Source organism: Collinsella sp. AM28-11LB (assembly GCF_003469895.1).
Lineage (GTDB): Bacteria > Actinomycetota > Coriobacteriia > Coriobacteriales > Coriobacteriaceae > Collinsella.
The window spans coordinates 1-16,943 of the sequence record NZ_QSKJ01000009.1 but is presented as its reverse complement, the minus strand read 5'-3'; the positions used below and the strand labels follow the sequence as shown (position 1 = coordinate 16,943).

General features: G+C 59.2%; 14 protein-coding genes. 4 read left to right on the top strand and 10 right to left on the bottom strand.

Annotated elements, in window-relative coordinates:
• Nucleotides 1–164: 164 nt before the first annotated feature.
• Complete coding sequence (locus DW732_RS07445; RefSeq protein ID WP_118099189.1) at nt 165–1,148, top strand: DNA/RNA non-specific endonuclease; 984 nt, start codon at nt 165–167, stop codon at nt 1,146–1,148.
• 114 nt (nt 1,149–1,262) lie between these two features.
• Here the strand turns inward: DW732_RS07445 and DW732_RS07440 are convergent, their stop codons facing one another.
• From DW732_RS07440 to DW732_RS07425, 4 genes are all read right to left on the bottom strand, one after another.
• Nucleotides 1,263–3,338, bottom strand: coding sequence for a translation factor GTPase family protein (locus DW732_RS07440; RefSeq protein ID WP_118099188.1), 2,076 nt, complete (start codon nt 3,336–3,338; stop codon nt 1,263–1,265).
• 308 nt (nt 3,339–3,646) lie between these two features.
• Entirely contained in the window at nt 3,647–4,411 is a 765-nt protein-coding gene (locus tag DW732_RS07435) for an amino acid ABC transporter ATP-binding protein (RefSeq protein WP_117743432.1), read from the bottom strand.
• Nucleotides 4,404–5,042 carry an amino acid ABC transporter permease gene (locus DW732_RS07430; protein WP_117743431.1) on the bottom strand — a complete coding sequence of 213 codons (639 nt, stop codon included), beginning with the start codon at nt 5,040–5,042 and terminating at the stop codon, nt 4,404–4,406. The genes DW732_RS07435 and DW732_RS07430 overlap by 8 nt, the downstream gene beginning before the upstream one ends.
• A gap of 161 nt (nt 5,043–5,203) precedes the next feature.
• Nucleotides 5,204–6,064 carry a transporter substrate-binding domain-containing protein gene (locus tag DW732_RS07425; RefSeq protein WP_117743430.1) on the bottom strand — a complete coding sequence of 287 codons (861 nt, stop codon included), beginning with the start codon at nt 6,062–6,064 and terminating at the stop codon, nt 5,204–5,206.
• Nucleotides 6,065–6,401: 337 nt separating this feature from the next.
• Between DW732_RS07425 and rlmD the strand changes: the two genes are divergently transcribed.
• Entirely contained in the window at nt 6,402–7,850 is a 1,449-nt protein-coding gene (gene rlmD / locus DW732_RS07420; protein WP_117734841.1) for a 23S rRNA (uracil(1939)-C(5))-methyltransferase RlmD, read from the top strand.
• Nucleotides 7,851–7,950: 100 nt separating this feature from the next.
• Here rlmD and DW732_RS07415 read toward each other — a convergent pair whose 3' ends face one another.
• The 5 genes from DW732_RS07415 to tilS all read right to left on the bottom strand — a co-directional run bounded on the left by DW732_RS07415 (nt 7,951) and on the right by tilS (nt 14,697).
• The gene (locus DW732_RS07415; protein ID WP_117734840.1) at nt 7,951–8,772 is read right to left on the bottom strand and encodes a phosphatase; all 822 of its coding nucleotides are present in this window, start codon (nt 8,770–8,772) and stop codon (nt 7,951–7,953) included.
• A 165-nt stretch (nt 8,773–8,937) separates the two neighbouring features.
• Nucleotides 8,938–10,122 carry a pyridoxal phosphate-dependent aminotransferase gene (locus DW732_RS07410; protein WP_117743429.1) on the bottom strand — a complete coding sequence of 395 codons (1,185 nt, stop codon included), beginning with the start codon at nt 10,120–10,122 and terminating at the stop codon, nt 8,938–8,940.
• Nucleotides 10,123–10,310: 188 nt separating this feature from the next.
• Nucleotides 10,311–12,458: an ATP-dependent zinc metalloprotease FtsH gene (ftsH, locus tag DW732_RS07405; RefSeq protein WP_118099187.1), complete on the bottom strand. Its 2,148-nt coding sequence runs from the start codon at nt 12,456–12,458 to the stop codon at nt 10,311–10,313.
• A 1-nt stretch (nt 12,459) separates the two neighbouring features.
• A complete protein-coding gene (gene hpt / locus DW732_RS07400) occupies nt 12,460–13,008 on the bottom strand; it encodes a hypoxanthine phosphoribosyltransferase (RefSeq protein WP_118099186.1) in 549 nt (182 codons plus the stop codon).
• 147 nt (nt 13,009–13,155) lie between these two features.
• Complete coding sequence (gene tilS / locus DW732_RS07395; RefSeq protein ID WP_199569770.1) at nt 13,156–14,697, bottom strand: tRNA lysidine(34) synthetase TilS; 1,542 nt, start codon at nt 14,695–14,697, stop codon at nt 13,156–13,158.
• 48 nt (nt 14,698–14,745) lie between these two features.
• Between tilS and DW732_RS07390 the strand changes: the two genes are divergently transcribed.
• Entirely contained in the window at nt 14,746–15,555 is an 810-nt protein-coding gene (locus tag DW732_RS07390; protein ID WP_118099185.1) for an MBL fold metallo-hydrolase, read from the top strand.
• Between the two features lie 82 nt (nt 15,556–15,637).
• Here the strand turns inward: DW732_RS07390 and DW732_RS07385 are convergent, their stop codons facing one another.
• Nucleotides 15,638–16,069 (bottom strand): Hsp20/alpha crystallin family protein, encoded by a 432-nt coding sequence (locus tag DW732_RS07385; RefSeq protein ID WP_118099184.1) that lies wholly within the window; start codon nt 16,067–16,069, stop codon nt 15,638–15,640.
• A 277-nt stretch (nt 16,070–16,346) separates the two neighbouring features.
• Here DW732_RS07385 and DW732_RS07380 point away from each other — a divergent pair, with 277 nt between their 5' ends.
• On the top strand, nt 16,347–16,814 hold the full coding sequence (locus DW732_RS07380; protein WP_118099183.1) for a hypothetical protein: 468 nt from the start codon (nt 16,347–16,349) through the stop codon (nt 16,812–16,814).
• Nucleotides 16,815–16,943 lie beyond the last annotated feature (129 nt).

Sequence of the window (16,943 nt, the reverse complement as noted above, 5' to 3'; positions counted from 1 at the left end):
CGCAACCCTACCCCCACTTTGCAACTTGTATATAACGTATATATCATATCGCTCCAACCTGCTGAAAAGGGACAGGTTTATTTTGGCAGGTTTTATCTGGGGAAACGACCTGCGGCGTCTCCTGCTAGACTGGTAGATTCGCAACCGACTAACCAGGAGCCCCCATGTCGCGCAAGTCCGCCTACAAGCAAGTACTTTCCATCGGCACCGCCGTGGTGCTGGGGTTTGCGCTGTTTACGGGATCGATCGACGGAGCGCCCAAGCTGTTGTCGCCGCAAAGCGATGAGCAGGCGGCGGCTCTGGCCGAGAAGCAAAGCGAGAGCCCCAACCGCACCGACGACGAAGCGGACTTGGTCGCCCGGCTCGAATCGGGAACGGCGAGCTCCCCGGACCCTCAAAACAGCCAGGACTCTGGCGATGGCTCCGATTCCGCCGCAACCGACACCGGCGACGGCGCTTCCGCGGACAGCGCCGCCACCCCCATCGACGAGGTCGAAAACCCCGATCTCAACCGCGCCCGCGGCGTATATCTCAGCAGCATTCCCGACTACGCCGGCAACCCCTACGTTGCCCTTCGTGCCGACAGCACGCACGCGCTCGGCACGCCATCATTCACGCTCGATGAATACGAGCGCGCTGCAGAAGAGGGCTGCTTTAAGAAGTTCTCTAAACTCGACAGCCTGGGCCGTACCCGCAAAGCACTCGCCTGCATAGGACCTGAATCGCTCGGTCAGGGCAAGCGCGGCGATATCTCGCGTATCCACCCCGCCGGATGGCACCAGCAGCGCTACGACTTTATTCCGAGCCAGAGCCTCTATAACCGTTGCCACCTTATCGCTTGGTCGCTCTGCGGCGAAAACGCCAACCGCAAAAATCTCCTGACCGGCACGCGCTATCTCAACGAGACGGGCATGTTGCCCTTCGAAGAGCAGATCCTCGGCTATATCCGCGACACGGGCAACCACGTGCTCTACCGCGTCACGCCCATGTACAACGAAGAGGAACTCGTCTGCCGCGGTGTCCGCCTCGAGGCGCAGTCGGTCGAGGACCACGGCAAGACACTGTGCTTCCACGTGTACTGCTACAACCTGCAGCCGCATGTGCAGATCGACTACGCCACCGGCCGCAACCAGGCCTCGGGGGATTAGCCCCGAGCCACGACAAGAACCGATTTGCAACCCCACCGGGGATCAAAAAGGGCCGCTCCGGATCACCCAGAGCGGCCCTTGCATCGGCACGTATGTTACAGGCAACGTCACACGCTACTTGGCGCGGCCCTCCTCATAGCGCTCGACCAGCTTGGCCTGAACGTCATAAGGCACCTGCTCATAGCCCGCGGGCTTCATGGTAAAGTCGCCCGTGCCGCGCGTAATAGAGCGCAGGCGCGTCGAGTAATCCGTCAGCTCGGCCAGCGGCGCCTGGGCGATGACCACGGTGTCTCCGCGCTCATCGGTCTCCATGCCCGTCACGCGACCACGCGAGGCCGAGATGTCGCCCATCACGGCGCCGGCGTAGCTCTCGGGGATCGTCACCGTGATTTCCTCGATGGGCTCCAGCACCACCGGGTCGGCATCGGCGCACGCCTTGCGCAGGCCGATGCGGGCCGCCGCGCGGAACGCCATCTCGTTGGAGTCGACGCTGTGATACGAGCCGTCGTACACAGCCACGCGAATGCCCGTGAGCGGGTAGCCGGCGATGATGCCGTCCTTCATAGTCTCCTGAACACCCTTATCCACGGCAGGGATCAGCGAGCGCGGAATGCGGCCGCCCACGACCTCGTCCACAAACTCATAACCGTCGCTCGTACCGTCGGCGGTAATCATCGGCTCCACACGCAGCCAGCAGTCACCATACTGACCGGCACCACCAGTCTGCTTCTTATGACGACCCTGGGCACTTGCCGTGCGGCGGATGGTCTCGCGATACGGGATACGGATCGGCACGCTCTTGGCAGCGACCTTGGTGCGGTCCTCCAGACGATTGAGCAGGACCGAAACCTGTGCCTCGCCCACCGCCGAGATAATGGTCTGGCCGGTCTCCTCGTCGCGGTCGATGCTCATGGTCGGATCGGCCTTGCAAGCCTTCTCGATAAACGCGTAGAGCTTCTCTTCGTCGCCGCGATTCTCGGCCTCGATGGCGATACGGTACTGCGAGTTGGGGAACTTAAACGCCGCAGCCTCGACCTTACCGGTAATCGAGAGCGTATCGCCCGTCTCGGCAGCCAGCTTGGGCGCCACGATGATATCGCCGGCATACGCGTGCCCGACCTCGGTCATGTCGCGGCCGCACATCACATACAGGTGAGCCAGACGCTCGCCCTTGCGCGTGCGCGCATTGACCAGCTCAAGGCCCGGCTCAAGCGTGCCCGTCAGCACCTTGATAAAGCTGATGCGACCCTGCTGCGGATCGGCCAGGGTCTTAAACACAAACGCCACCGGGCGGTCATCGTCACTCGAGATCTTGAGCGAATCGCCGTCGATGAGCGGCATCTCGCCGTAGTCCGTCGGCGCCGGGAAGTACGTGGCGATGTCGTCCATCAGCGAGTTGACGCCCTGCTCCTTAATGCAATCGCCTGCAAAGACCGGCACAAAGATGCGCTCGGCGATCGCCTTCGACAGCAGACCCTCGAGCTCTTCCTGCGTCAGCGTCTCCTCGCCTTCCAGGTATTTCATCATCAGCTCGTCGTCGGCCTCGGCCACCAGCTCGCACAGATGGTCATGGGCCTGTTCGGCCTGGGTACGATACTCCTCAGGAATCTCCGACTCAACGGCTTCAGCGCCGTTGCAATGGCGCGCCTTCATGCGCACCAGGTCGATGATGCCGTCAAAGTCCTCGCCCTCGCCCCAGGGAAGGGTCACGGCGCCCAGACGCGTACCAAAGCGCTCCTGCAGCAGGTCCATCGTGGTCGCAAAGCTGGCCTCGGAACGCGACAGACGGTTTACGAACACCGCACGCGCCAGACGCAGGTCCTCGGCGGCATACCAGAGCTTAACCGTCGTAGGCTGCGGGCCGGCCTCGGCGTCGACAACAAACAGAGCCGTCTCGCAGACGCTCATCGCGGCATAGGCGTCGCCGATAAAATCGGGATAGCACGGGGCATCGAGCACGTTGATGCGCGCGCCCTTCCAGTCGATCGGCGCAATGGTCGTCGAGATGGAAAATGCACGCTTGACCTCTTCGGGGTCATAGTCAAGCGTGGGCTTGGTGCCGTCGTGGCCGCCCAGGCGGGCGGTCTTGCCGGAAAGGTGGAGCATGGCCTCGGCGAGTGAAGTCTTGCCCACCCCGCCTTGGCCTACGAGCACCACGTTCCTTACGTTACCGGTCTTGGGAGCACCCATGATGACCTCCTTGCAGGGCCGCGCGCAATGCGCGACGCCAACGGGGAGAGTTCGCGGTCGGTGCCGTCCCGGGAGCAGCATGGTCGGCAGCCGAGCCGACTCACCCTCCAAATGTCCTATGCCACCACCCTACCCTTGCATCCGCCTGTCCATGCACACCTTTCGGCGCACGTATGAATACAGACGGCGAGAGGCCAGAGCAAACGTGCGAGGCGATTATTAAACCCCATCGATACAAATAAAAGCCGCCGCAGGCCGTAAGACCTGGCGGCTTCGCCTCAATTAAAAAGTTGAGTAAATAGCTGAGCCTACCCCTCGATACGGCTCAAGAACTCGCGGGTACGCTGCTCGCGTGGATGGTCGATGACCTGCTCGGCAGGACCTTCCTCGACAATACGGCCGCCGTCCATAAAGACCACGCGGTCGGCAACATCGCGCGCAAACTGCATCGCGTGGGTCACGATCACCATCGTCATGTTCTGCGCCGCAAGGTCTTTAATGACACGCAGCACCTCGGCCGTCAGCTCTGGATCGAGCGCCGAGGTCGGCTCATCAAAGAACAAGATTTCCGGGTCGAGCGCCAGGGCGCGGGCAATACTCACGCGCTGCTGCTGGCCGCCCGAAAGCTCGCACGGCACCTTGTTCTCGTTGCCCACAAGCCCCATCTGAGCAATCAGCTCGTGCGCACGAGCTTCCGCCTGCTCGCGCGGGCGCTTAAGCACGCGGATCGGCGCGTCGGTGATGTTTTTCATCACCGTATAGTGCGGAAACAGATTGTAGTTCTGGAACACCAGGCCGAATCGCGAGCGCGCCTGCTTGGGCACATCGCCCTTCGCATACACCGCGCCCGAACCCGCATCCGTCGCGACGGCAAGGCCGCCAAACGAGAGCGAGCCTCCGTCGAGCGTCTCGAGCAGTGTGGCGCAACGCAGCAGCGTGGACTTGCCGCCACCCGAAGGCCCGATAATCGCCACGACCTCGCCACGCTTCACCTCAAGCGAGATATCCTTGAGAACCTCATTGCCGCCAAACGCCTTGCGCGCGCCTTCGATCTTCATCACTGAGTTAGTCATGGTAATAGTCCAGCTTCTTTTCGGCGGCGCCCAGCAGCATCTCGACCACAAAGTTAAAGACCCAGTAGATCAGCGCCGCGATTGCAAACGGCACCATGTTCACTTGCGAGGCAACCAGCGCCTTGGCCGTCGAGAACATCTCGCCCACGCCAATGGCAAATGCCAGCGACGTATCCTTGACCAGCGTGATAATCTCGTTGCCCATCGCCGGCAAAATGCGCTTAGCGACCTGCGGCATCACAATGTACAAAAATGTCTGCAGGCGCGAATAGCCCAGCACCTCGGCAGCCTCGTATTGACCACGCGGAATAGACTGCAGGCCCGATCGATAGATCTCGGCAAAGTAGCCGGCGTAGTTGATGATGAACGCCACAACGCACGCCGTCCATTTGGAATCGGGTGTGAGCGAGATGCCAAACACGTAGTACGGGGCAAAGTAGATGGCAAACATCTGCAGCATGAGCGGCGTGCCACGCATGACCGAAATGTAGATGCGCGCAATCCAGCGAAGCGGCGCGATTTTGCTCATGCGCATAAACGCCACGGGGATTCCCAGTGGAATCGACCCGAGCAGCGTCAGCACAAACAGCTGCAAGCTGACCAAGAATCCCTGGCCAAGCATCTGCATCATGACTTGGATAGACAACCTACCCTCTCTTTCGCAACAGCAGAACAGCGGATCTTATTCTCAAATAGGCGCAGTGCCCAAGACTGCGAGCGACAAGCCCGACGAAGCGTACTTTGGTACGCGAGGAGGGTTTGAGCGGCAAGATCGGGTTCCTGGGAAAGCCGTTATTTGAGCACCCAATTATCGAAGGAAAGACCGTAATCTGCATACTTGTCGCAGAGGTCCTTAACCGTGCCGTCCTCGTAGAGCGCCTTGAGCGACTCGGTTACAGCATCGGCCGACTTGGTGTCGCCCTTCTTAAAGCCAACGGCGTAGTGCTCGCTGGACAGCGGCTTGTCGAGCTGCGTATAGGCATCGGGCTTGGCGGCGAGCTGATACTGGGCAATCGAAAGGTCGCAAGCCACGGCATCGACCGCGCCGCTCTCGAGCTGCATAAACGCCGTGTTGTACTCACCGATGGTATCGAGCGTGGCAAACGTCGCGGCCAGATCCTTCTGGTCGCCCTCGAGCACATCCTGCGCAGCGGAATCGGTCTGGGTGATCACGGTCTTGCCGGCAAGATCGTCCCAGCTCTTGATGCCCGCATCCTTCTTGACCACCAGCACCTGCTCGTTGAGCATGTACGGCTCGGAGAACGTGTAGTCGTCCTCGCGGCCCTCCATGGTAAAGCCGTTCCAGATGCAGTTGATGGCGCCCGAGTTGAGCAGCGTGTCCTTGGCATCCCAGTCGATGGCCTCGTATTTGACCTCCCAGCCCTGCTTATCGGCAACAGCCTTGGCCAGATCGAGATCAAAGCCGGTGTACTCGCCGTCGTCGCCCACAAAGCCGTACGGAGGATAGGACTTATCAAAGCCCACCACGAGCTTCTTGGACTCCGCGGCACCCTTCGTATCCTTGGCCGCGGCAGAGCCGGCAACAGAGCCCTTACCGGCACCGCCGCCACAACCGACAAGACCAAGGCCGAGCACCGTGGCGAGCGAGCCGGCTAGACCAACAAACTGACGACGAGACATATCGGTATTCATGGTATTCCCCCTTGGTGGCACTTTAGTTAAGTAAAGTGAGTCATGTAACGTTCAGAATCATACACTTTACCTTGATAGAGTACAAGGGAGGATTTGCCCGCCGGGTGCCGGGGCAGGGGTTAAGTTTGCTGCTCTACAGTCCTGCTCACGACGGAGGCCACATTAAGTGGCCTCCTGTTCGTGCGGAACTCGCGACAAATTAAACTCCGCGCCGGGCGCCACTCAGCCGGGAGACAACGTGCTCGGAACCTTAAATAGCCTCCTCTCCAAACGGGCACGTTGAATGCACGGTACAATTGCTTCGGACTTTTCTTTTATTAAATAGTGGGGTTAATTCATGGCAGAATCTCGTGCGGAGCGTAAGGCTCGTCGTGCTTTGATCGAGGCGGCTGAGGGGTCGGGGGAGAAAAAATCTTCTAAGAAATCCAAGGCGTCTCAGGATGCGAAGGGTAAGTCGGCCAAGGGCAAGGCTAAGGCCAAGCGTTCTGGCTCTCGTCGGGGCGGGGATAAGGCATCTCAGACTCGCCCCAAGCACTCGCATAAAGATCCGGCTTCGGCTGCGCGCAAGACTGTGGACCCCAAGTCTCCCTGTTCGATCATGAAAGCTTGCGGTGGGTGCACGGCGCTCAATCGTCCTTATAAGAAGCAGTTGGCGGCCAAGCAGGCTGCTATGGAGGAACTGTTTGCTGAGCTCTGTGAGCGCGAGGGCATAACCGTCGATCCCATTCGCGGTATGGGCGTCACCCTAGGCGACCCGGGCAAATATCCTGCGCCGCGCGGTTTTCGTCATAAGGCTGCCACTCCGTTTGCTCCCGGTAAGGAGGGCGCTGTCCGCTGCGGTTTCTTTGAGCGCGGCACGCACAAGATCGTTGCCGTACCCGAGTGTCCTGTCGAGGCGCCGGGTGCTCGTCAGATTCTCAACGGTATCGCTCGCGAGGCCGAACGTCTGCACATTCCCGCCTTTAACGAAGACAAGCATCTGGGGCTGCTTCGCTATGCCGTCGTTCGCTGCGGCTGGCGCACCGACCAGATTATGGTCACCCTCGTGACCGCTCAGCGCGACTTGCCGTATGCGCAGGAGTTCTTTGAGGCCGTCGCCGCACTCGATCCGCATATCGTCACCGTTGCCCAAAACATCAACGGACGCCCCGGCAACGCCATTCTAGGCGAGGAGACCCGCATCGTGCATGGCGCCGAATGCATGCGCGACCAGCTGCTCGGCTGCGACTTCGACATCTCCCCCACCGCGTTCTATCAGACCAACCCGCAACAGACCGAGCTGCTCTACCAGCTCGCCATCGACGGCATGGACCTGCGCCAGGGCGACGTGCTTATGGATGCCTACTGCGGCAGCGGCACCATCGGCCTTTGCGCCGCAAAGGGTGCCCAGGACAAGGGCATTGGCATCATGCTGCTCGGTGTGGAGCGAAACCCCGCGGGCATTGCCGACGCGCGCCGCAATGCCGAGCTCAACGGTCTCACCCGCAGCGCTTGGTTTATGGCCGACGACGCCACCGACTACATCCTCGATGCCGCCGACAACAACGAACGCGTCGACGTCCTTTCCATCGACCCGCCGCGCGCCGGCTCCACCCCCGAGTTCCTCGAAGCCGCCTGCGCACTCAAGCCGCGCCGCATCACCTATATCAGCTGCAACCCCGTGACCCAAGAGCGTGACCTGCACCAGCTCCTCGACGGAGGCTATCGCCTGCTCAAGATCACGCCGGTCGACATGTTCCCCCATACCGACCACACCGAAACCGTAGCGATCCTCGGGCGCCGCTAGCCCACCCCAGTAGATTTTTGGGACATGCCTTAAAATCTACCGGCACAAGAAAGGGGGCGGCCCGTCTGGACCGCCCCCTTTCGTTGGCTATATGAGCCCGTTACATGCTCTTGCGCAGGTCGCACACGCCGGCTGCCGCCATCTCGCGCAGCAGCGTCTCGCGATCGCGCGTCACAATCAGGTCCAGCGGGAAATGAATCTCGTCGAGCATCTTGCGCGCCTGCTCGAGCTTGCCAATCGCCATACCAATGTGCGCGTCGGTCGAGATGCCAATCCCCACGCCCAGCTCGGCGCAGCGCTCGGCAATCTTGCGGCACACACCCCAATGCTCGGCATCGGTACCATGTTCAAGACTATGGTTGTTAATCTCGATAATCTTGTGCTTGGCCTTGGCCGCCAACAGCACCTCATCGATATCAAAGGGAACACCGGCGCGACCCGTGTGGCCCAGCATGAACACCTTGGGGTGCTCCAGGGCATTGATATACATCTCGGTCGTCTGGGCCAGCGTCGCGCCTTCAGCAATCTGTGAATTATGCACGCTTGCCACCAAATAATCCAAATTGCGCGTAACCAAATCGAACAGCGAATGCTGGCGGCTGAACGGATCGCCGGCAATATCGAGCGTGACAGGAGTGTCCTCGCCAAACAGGCTTCCGTCCAGCGAAACGATATCGGCCTCGGCACCGCGCAACACCAGCACGCCACTCCAAATGCGAGGCCAGACATCCTGGTTGATAAAGAACTGGTAGCTACGCAGGTCATTGGGGCAAGGCGAAACCATAGAGCTCAGATGGTCGGCAGATCCGAGCACCTGCAGGCCACGCTCTGCCGCCCAGTACACATTCTCCTCAATGGTCGAATATGCATGCGCAGAGAACATCGTATGAGTATGGATATCACAAGAAAGCAGGTAGGGCATCGGATCTCCTTATCCGGCATGGCCGTCGCGTATATTCATTGTACGCATAGCCTTCGATAGTCGTAAAACTGCTTCATCCCAATCACACAACGGCATAGACAACGGGGTCTGGCTTAAAACCAAACCCCGTTTCACGTAAAACATTGTAAGCAGAGCGCTTTACTTTCAAAGATATTCGTCGGCCAGTTGCTTCCAGGCAGGCAACGAATTGACGATAGTCTCGTAGCTCACGCAGTAGCCCAAGCGGAACCAGCCCGGCATGCCAAAGCTGTCCGAGGGAACCGCAAGCAGCTCATACTTCTTCGCGCGCTCACAAAAAGCGTTCGCATCGGGCTCCAGCGCCTTCACCCATAGGTAGAACGCGCCATTCGGCTCAACATAGGTGTAGCCGTACTCCGCCAGTGCATCGGTAAGCGCGGTGCGGTTGCGCGCATAGGCCTCGACATCGCTCGGTTCATCAATGCAGTCGATAATCACGCGCTGGAAGAGCGCCGGAGCGCACACGAAGCCCAGCGTACGGGCGGCACCGGCAACGGTGGGCATTAGACGAGCTGCCTGAGGATTCGTATTGGGAACCAGGATCCACCCCACGCGCTCGCCCGGCAGCGACAGCGACTTGGAGTACGAATAGCACACGACGGTGTGCTCGTAAATCGAGGGTACCCAAGGCACCTCGGCGCCGTATACAATCTCGCGATACGGTTCGTCCGAGATCAGCATGATCGGATTCTCGGGATCGCGCTTGGCGTTGACCTCGCACAAAACTTTAGCCAGGCGCGTCAAGGTATCGCGCGTATACACAGCGCCGGTCGGGTTGTTGGGTGAGTCGATAATGACGGCAGCCGTCTTATCGGTAATCGCCTTGAGCACGTTATCCACGCTCAGCTGGAACGTATCTTCATCGGCGAGCGCCTCGACACACGTACAGCCGGCCTTCTCAATCCACACGCGATACTCCGGAAAGTACGGAGCGATAACGATGACCTCGTCGCCCGGATTGGTAATCGCGTTGAGCGTACAGGTGAGCGAAGCCGCCGCACCCACCGTCATAAAGACATCCTTGCCCTCATAGCTCGTGCCAAAGCGGCGGTTGAGCGATTCGGCCACGGCGGTACGGCACTGCGGCAGACCCGGTGCAGGCGTGTATCCATGCAGCTGGTCGCTCGGCAGCTCCAAGGCCTTCTTAATGGACTCAGCCACGGCGGCAGGTGCCGGAACGCTCGGGTTACCCAGTGAGAAATCGAACACGTTTTCCGCGCCGATCTGTGCCTTGCGCTCAAGGCCGTAGCTAAAGATCTCGCGGATGATGGAGCTCTCCGCACCGCGCGCATACATAGTATCGTTGATCATCTGTTCCCCTTTCGCATAGGCGCTATTGTACGCTTTAGCCGAGCAAAGTGCCGCAGCAATGTTAATTGGGGACAGACTTAAATGCGTGAAAACGCTCATTTAAGTCTGTCCCCAATCAACAGATGGCCCATATCGCTCAAAAGAAAAAGCCTCCGCAGGTTTCCCCGCGGAGGCTTTCGTGACAAAGATTACTCGTCGACGTCAGTATTGCCGTCGGCCTTCTTTGCGTCAGCAGTCTCGACATCGTCAGCATCCTCAGATGCGACGTCGGCATCCTCCTGCATGGCCGCCTGCGCAAACGCCGCGGCATCAGCCGCCAGCTCCTCCTCGCTCATACGAGGCGCGCGCTTCTTGGTCGGCATGCCGGCCGCCTTGGCATTGCGCTCTTCCTTGGCCGCCAGGATATCGCCCTCGCGCATAAGGTAGGCATCCCACTCGTTGTCGAGCAGGGCGTTCACGGCGTCGCCTTCGACGGTCTCGCGCTCGAGCAGCACCTTCGCCATCAGATCGAGCTGATCGCGACGGGCATCCAGAATCTCGACCGCACGGCGATGGGCCTCGCGCATGATGCGCTGAACCTCGATATCGATGCGACGCGCCGTCTCCTCGGAGTAATCCTGGTGATCAGCGTAATCGCGACCAAGGAACACCTGATGCTGCGCCTCGCCAAACACTTGCGTGCCCAGCTCCTCGCTCATACCAAGGCGCGTGACCATCTCGCGCGCCATCTTGGTCGCGCGCTCCAGATCGTTGCTCGCGCCCGACGTGATGTCGTCGCACATGAGCTCCTCGGCAACGCGGCCGCCCAAGAACACGGCAAGCTCGTCAAGCATCTCGTTCTTGGTCTTGAGGAAGTGATCCTCCTGCGGAAGCTGCAGCGTGTAACCAAGAGCCTGGCCGCGGCTGACAATCGAAATCTTGTGAACCGGATCAGAGTGCTCCAGGATGTGACCAACCAGGGCGTGACCGCTCTCGTGGTAGGCAATCGTGGTGCGCTCGGCTTCTGTCATCACGCGACCCTTGCGCTGCGGTCCGGCAATCACGCGCTCCATCGACTCCTCGACCTCGTCCATCGAGATCACGGAACGATGACGGCGAGCGGCCAGCAGCGCAGACTCGTTGAGCAGGTTCGCCAAATCGGCACCAGTAAAGCCAACGGTCATCTGGGCGAGCTTCTCAAACTTAACGTCCTCGTCCATCGGCTTGTTCTCGGCATGCACGCGCAAGATCTGCTCGCGGCCCTTCACATCCGGACGGTCGACCGTAACCTGACGGTCAAAACGGCCGGGACGCAGCAATGCCGGATCCAGGATGTCAGGACGGTTGGTCGCAGCGATCAGGATGACCGACTCGCTTTCCTCAAAGCCGTCCATCTCGACCAGCAGCTGGTTGAGCGTCTGCTCGCGCTCGTCGTGACCGCCGCCCAAGCCAGCTCCGCGCTGACGTCCCACGGCATCGATCTCATCGATGAAGATGATCGACGGGGCCTGGGACTTGGCCTCCTTAAAGAGGTCGCGCACACGGCTGGCGCCGACACCTACGAACATCTCGACAAAGTCGGAACCCGAGATGCTAAAGAACGGCACGCCCGCCTCGCCGGCAACGGCCTTGGCCAGCAGCGTTTTACCGGTGCCCGGAGGGCCAACCAGCAACACGCCACGCGGGATCTTGGCGCCCAGCTTGCGATAGCGATCCGGATCGCTCAAAAAGTCACGGATCTCCTCGAGCTCCTCGACTGCCTCGTCCACGCCGGCAACGTCTTCAAACTTGACCTTGGGGCGTGTGGCCTCGTTGGTCTTGGCGTTGGTCTTGCCAAACTGCATGTTCCTGTTGTTGGCGCCCATCATCTGGCGCATAAAGTAGAACATGATGGCGATAAGGGCGATCGTCGGAAGCACACTCATCGCCAAGTCGCCCCAAAAATCGGGATTGTTGGTGTTGACGATGTACTTGGTATCGGGGTGCTCCGCCATGAGCTCGGCAAGCGAATCGGAGCCGACATAGGTCGAAGAGAAGCTCTTGAGCTCGCTCGTATCGCCCTTGTCCTTTTTTGTCTTCCAGTAATGACCCGTCACGCTTCCGTCTTGAACCGTATAGGTCAGATCTTCGACGCGATCCTGCTTGATGGCGCTCACCATCTCGCTCGTCGCGAGCTTAACGGTATTGCTGGAATTGGCAAAGCCGGAGCCCATGTTAAAGAAGGCGTAGCCCAGAAGCGCGCAAGCCAAAATAAAATACAGCCAGCCCGTACGCGTGGGCTTCTTGCCTCCGGGCATCCCCGGGATCTTAGGCTCCCGGGGAGTCTGGGAATTGTTATCGTTATGGTCGTCGGGCATCTTACGAATAAACCTCCGGTTTCAAAATGCCCAGATACGGAAGGTTACGATAGCGCTCGGCATAGTCGAGGCCGTAGCCCACCACAAAGGCATCGGGGCAATGGGTTCCAACATACTTGGGCGTGATGGCCGAGGTGCGGTCCTCAACGTCCTTCCACAGGAAGGCGGCGACCTCCAGCGAAGCGGGCTTGCGGCTCTCGAGGTTCTTCATCAGATACTTGAGCGTCAGGCCCGAGTCCAGAATGTCCTCGACGATCAGTACGTCGCGGCCACGGATGTCGATATCCAGGTCCTTAATGATACGCACGATGCCGGAGGACTTCACGCCGTCGCCGTAGCTCGAAACAGCCATGAAATCGATGTTGGTCGGCAGCTCGATCTTGCGCATCAGGTCGCCCATAAAGACCACGGCGCCGCGTAGGACCGCGATCAGCACCAGATCCTTACCCACGTAGTCGCGAGTAATCTGCTCGCCTAGGCGAGAAACGATACCGTCGATATCCTCCTGCGTAAACAGAACCTTCTCGATATCCGGATGTTGAGAAGCCATGACAACCCTTTCTTGTGCTTATCGCCCACACACCGCCGTATGGACGCGAACTACACATTCTAGCAGCGCACGGGGTATATTTACCAGCCCGTGCGCCATCAGCGCGGGAATACCGTCAACGTCGCACAGAATAGTAGGCGCAAGGCGCTATTCCGCATCGACTACGCGGAGCAGATATGCCACGCGCGTTGCGGCCGTGCATTTAAAACGCTCGTCGGCCCGAACGCCCGCAACCCACACCACGGCTCCCCCCGGAGCCGTTCTTACCACGGGCACGCCAGAGCGTTCGGAAACGGGAATGCGCGCCTCGTTGAGCAGGTCGGACACTTTCTTGCTTCGACCACTCATTCCCAGCGGGCACATCACATCCCCCGGCACAGGGTTATCCACCCACAAGCGCGCCGATCGAGCCTCAGCGGGAATCTCTCCGCACGAGCCAGCGAGCATCCGATCGCTATCGCGGTCGGCAAAGCCCAAGGCCGCCGCATCCACGATAGCGGCCACCTCTCCGGCAGCCACAAGCTCGCGGGCTCGATGCACGACATCGTATCCCGGCTCAACGGCCATCGGCTCGGCCACCAGCATACGCCCCGCCCCCAAAGACAGGCGCCCGGGAACGGAGATCCAGTCGGCAACTAAGCCCTCGCGCGCCACCGGGGCCTTGAGTGCCAGCATTCCAAACTCCACGCGCGCATCAATTCCCGCCGGGAGTGTGACCGAGCCCGCACCCTCGGCAACACAGGCGAGCACGCGCTCCACATGCCGCATCTCCGGCCGAGCATCGGGGTCGATGCGCTTAATTGCCAGTCGCACCATGCGCCGGGCAATCACCACCTCGGCCGCGGCAAGGCGGCGCGCGTCGAGGACCAGCGCACCCGCCACTTCCTTGCGCAGGCAGCTTCGAAACGCCTGAGCCGAAAGCTGAGACAAAAACGCATCCTCGTCGCCCAGGATCTCGCAAGCGGCACCAATCGTCTTGCAGACGTTCGCGTTGCGCTGTGCCACCACCGGCATCACCCGGTGGCGCACATAGTTGCGCAGGTACGAAACGTCCTCGTTGCTCTCATCCTCCCGCCACAGCTGGCCATGCACCTGCAGATAGTTCACGAGCTCATCATGCGTGAGGTCGAGCAAGGGGCGTACCACGATGTTCCGACGGCGTGGAATGCTCGATAGACCAGCGGGCCCCGACCCCTTAATCGCATTCATCAAAAACGTTTCCGCGCGGTCCGATGAGGTGTGCGCCGTACAGATGCGGGCCGCCGTCCGCGGTGCGCCCGTCTGGGCGCAGAGCTCACGAACGTATCTCCGTGCCGCGGCATAGCGTACCTCGCGGGCAGCCGCCTCGATATTGCCCGATTCATCATCAAAATAGGCATGCTCAACACACAGCGGCAAGCCATATTGCGCGCAGAGCTCGCGCACAAAGGCCTCGTCGCCATCGGACGCCTCACCACGCAGGTGATGATTTACATGCAGTACGTGCAGACGCTCGCGCGCAATGGAAGCGACGCCGTGCCCGTCCATGATATCCAACTTTGATGTGCATGCCATAAGGAGCAAAGCCGTCGAGTCCGCACCACCTGATACCATGAGCACCACAGGAGCAGCCGTCTGCCGCGTCGCCAGGGCGTAATCATCCGCCCTCGACGCAGCATGATGTCCATAGTGCTGAGATACCGTTGGCATTCGCTTCCTCCTCTATTCGTCCGCACCCATTGTATCCTTTGGAATCTTATGTCTCGCCTGCACCTTCATATCCTCGGCAGCGGCTCAAAAGGCAACTGCGCGCTCATCGAGGGGCCGCAAGGTCTCATCATGATCGATGATGGCCTGTCCCGCCGCGAGACACTTAAACGCATGGCGGAGCTCGGCCTCTCGGCAGACGACGTTGCCGCGCTTGTAATTACCCATGAGCACACCGACCACATCAAAGGGCTCGATGTATGGTGCAAGCACTGGCATGGTCCCCTCTTTGCCAGCAGGGGCACGCTTTCGTGCAAAGAAACCCTCGCACATCTACCCGTAGAGGAATTTGACCCCGGCGACACGCTTTCCATTGCCGGCATCCGCGTACGAACCTACCCAACATCGCATGATGTCATCAATCCTGTCGGTTATCGATTCGACACTTTCGATGACTCCATTGGCTTTGCCACCGACACCGGAGAGCTAACCAAACAAGCTATAGACACCCTCGAAGACTGCCGAGTTCTTGCACTCGAGAGCAACCACGATGTGGCCATGCTGCGCCAAGGAGATTACCCCCGCTTCCTCCAAGATCGAATTTTAGCCGCAAAAGGCCATCTCTCTAACGACCAAGCCGCCGACGCAGCGCGTGGGCTCGTCACCGATCGCACCGAACAGCTCATTGCGATGCATATCAGCCAAGATAACAATCGCCCGAGCCTTACCGTCAAAAGCTATGCCAAAGCTCTAGCCGCAACCCTGGATGACGAGGTCGGCAGTTCCGCCACTCTTCTCCAAGGATCGCGAAAACTCTCGATACGCCCCGCAAGCCAGCATCGACCAGCAACCATTCAATAGTCTGTCCTAGACAGCAAAAGGGGCCGGGAATCGCTTCCCAGCCCCTTTTGTTGTCTTTTAATAGCGCGGAGCACCAACGAAGTTAGTCGATGGAGATCTTCGTAACGTTCTTCTTCTCGACGATCTTGGGAACCGTTACGGTCAGGATGCCGTCAGCATACTTAGCCGAGAGGCCCTCGCTCGAAGCGTCCTTTAGATACACGCCACGCGTCGCGCTGTACGAGCTGAACTCCTTCTGCAGGAAGTTCTTGCCCTCGTTCTCCTCGCCTTCCTCGACATTCACGCTAATGGACAGACGGCCCTCGTTAAGCTCGACATCGATATCGTCCTTGGCGACGCCGGTCAGATAAGCCTTGACCTCATAGCCGTCGCCCTTATCCTCAACGTCAACGGGGAACGCCTTAGAGGCAATCGAGCTGTTCGCTAGGTCGCTCATATCATCAAACAGATCGAACAGCGAGCTTGCAGAGGGACGAACGCCAAAAACCGAACGATAAGGAACCATGCTTGCCATGTTTACCACTCCTTTATAGGACTGCCGAGTCATCTTCTAGGTGACTGGGACTTCTTTTGACGTTCTTATATATGCCCACCCGGTGCTCATATATACATCAGCTATAAAGTTTTTTGAGTCCAGTACTATAAGCATATCTAAGTGCATAGGACTCAGGTTTTAGGAAGGTTAAGGTTCTTTGAACCAGAGCTTAAATAACGAGTATGTCCCCAGCTACAAATAACAAGGGGCTTACAATGAGCGCATACACGTTGTTGGTAACGAGCTAAAGGGCATCATGGACGACCAAAACCAGAACAATATGTTTATGCCGACGCAGGGGGAAAATACTTCCACGCAGCCGCCACGGTTCCATCGCCCCCACATCTCGCAAGAGCCCATTAATGATCCAGAGCCCGAGTATGTGACGAGAAATCGATATCAAACGCTCGAGGATGCCCAAACGGGGCGTAAGCATATGGGCGTCGCATCGAGCGATCCCGTATATCTGAAAGATGCACCGTTATCAAAAAACAGCGCAATCAATGACGACCCGGCGAAAACGCCCATAACTCGGCAGCAAAGAGGCCCCCGACCTAAGCAAACCTTAACGCATTCGGCTCGTTATCTCGAAACGCCAAAACAGGGAAAATCAATCTTCGTTTCGTCAAGCAAACGACGCAAGCAGCATCGACTGACAATCCTGCTTTTAATCATTGTGGCCATAGCAGTTGCCCTTGTTATTCGATTTATTGTCTTTAAATAAAAGCTCATTACCCATAAGCCCAATCGGGTTACAGGTGAAATGCAACTACATTGTGAAGTGTTAGCGTAAAAAAAGGGGGAGGCCTCGCGGCCTCCCCCTTCTCAGTTCGATGACGGCTCGGTGCCGTCC

What these genes read in the sequence shown, in the direction of transcription:
- DW732_RS07445 (WP_118099189.1), top strand. Translation starts at nt 165, where the DNA reads ATGTCGCGCAAGTCCGCCTACAAGCAAGTACTTTCCATCGGCACCGCC.
- DW732_RS07440 (WP_118099188.1), bottom strand. Translation starts at nt 3,338, where the DNA reads ATGGGTGCTCCCAAGACCGGTAACGTAAGGAACGTGGTGCTCGTAGGC.
- DW732_RS07435 (WP_117743432.1), bottom strand. Translation starts at nt 4,411, where the DNA reads ATGACTAACTCAGTGATGAAGATCGAAGGCGCGCGCAAGGCGTTTGGC.
- DW732_RS07430 (WP_117743431.1), bottom strand. Translation starts at nt 5,042, where the DNA reads ATGATGCAGATGCTTGGCCAGGGATTCTTGGTCAGCTTGCAGCTGTTT.
- DW732_RS07425 (WP_117743430.1), bottom strand. Translation starts at nt 6,064, where the DNA reads ATGAATACCGATATGTCTCGTCGTCAGTTTGTTGGTCTAGCCGGCTCG.
- rlmD (WP_117734841.1), top strand. Translation starts at nt 6,402, where the DNA reads ATGGCAGAATCTCGTGCGGAGCGTAAGGCTCGTCGTGCTTTGATCGAG.
- DW732_RS07415 (WP_117734840.1), bottom strand. Translation starts at nt 8,772, where the DNA reads ATGCCCTACCTGCTTTCTTGTGATATCCATACTCATACGATGTTCTCT.
- DW732_RS07410 (WP_117743429.1), bottom strand. Translation starts at nt 10,122, where the DNA reads ATGATCAACGATACTATGTATGCGCGCGGTGCGGAGAGCTCCATCATC.
- ftsH (WP_118099187.1), bottom strand. Translation starts at nt 12,458, where the DNA reads ATGCCCGACGACCATAACGATAACAATTCCCAGACTCCCCGGGAGCCT.
- hpt (WP_118099186.1), bottom strand. Translation starts at nt 13,008, where the DNA reads ATGGCTTCTCAACATCCGGATATCGAGAAGGTTCTGTTTACGCAGGAG.
- tilS (WP_199569770.1), bottom strand. Translation starts at nt 14,697, where the DNA reads ATGCCAACGGTATCTCAGCACTATGGACATCATGCTGCGTCGAGGGCG.
- DW732_RS07390 (WP_118099185.1), top strand. Translation starts at nt 14,746, where the DNA reads ATGTCTCGCCTGCACCTTCATATCCTCGGCAGCGGCTCAAAAGGCAAC.
- DW732_RS07385 (WP_118099184.1), bottom strand. Translation starts at nt 16,069, where the DNA reads ATGGCAAGCATGGTTCCTTATCGTTCGGTTTTTGGCGTTCGTCCCTCT.
- DW732_RS07380 (WP_118099183.1), top strand. Translation starts at nt 16,347, where the DNA reads ATGGACGACCAAAACCAGAACAATATGTTTATGCCGACGCAGGGGGAA.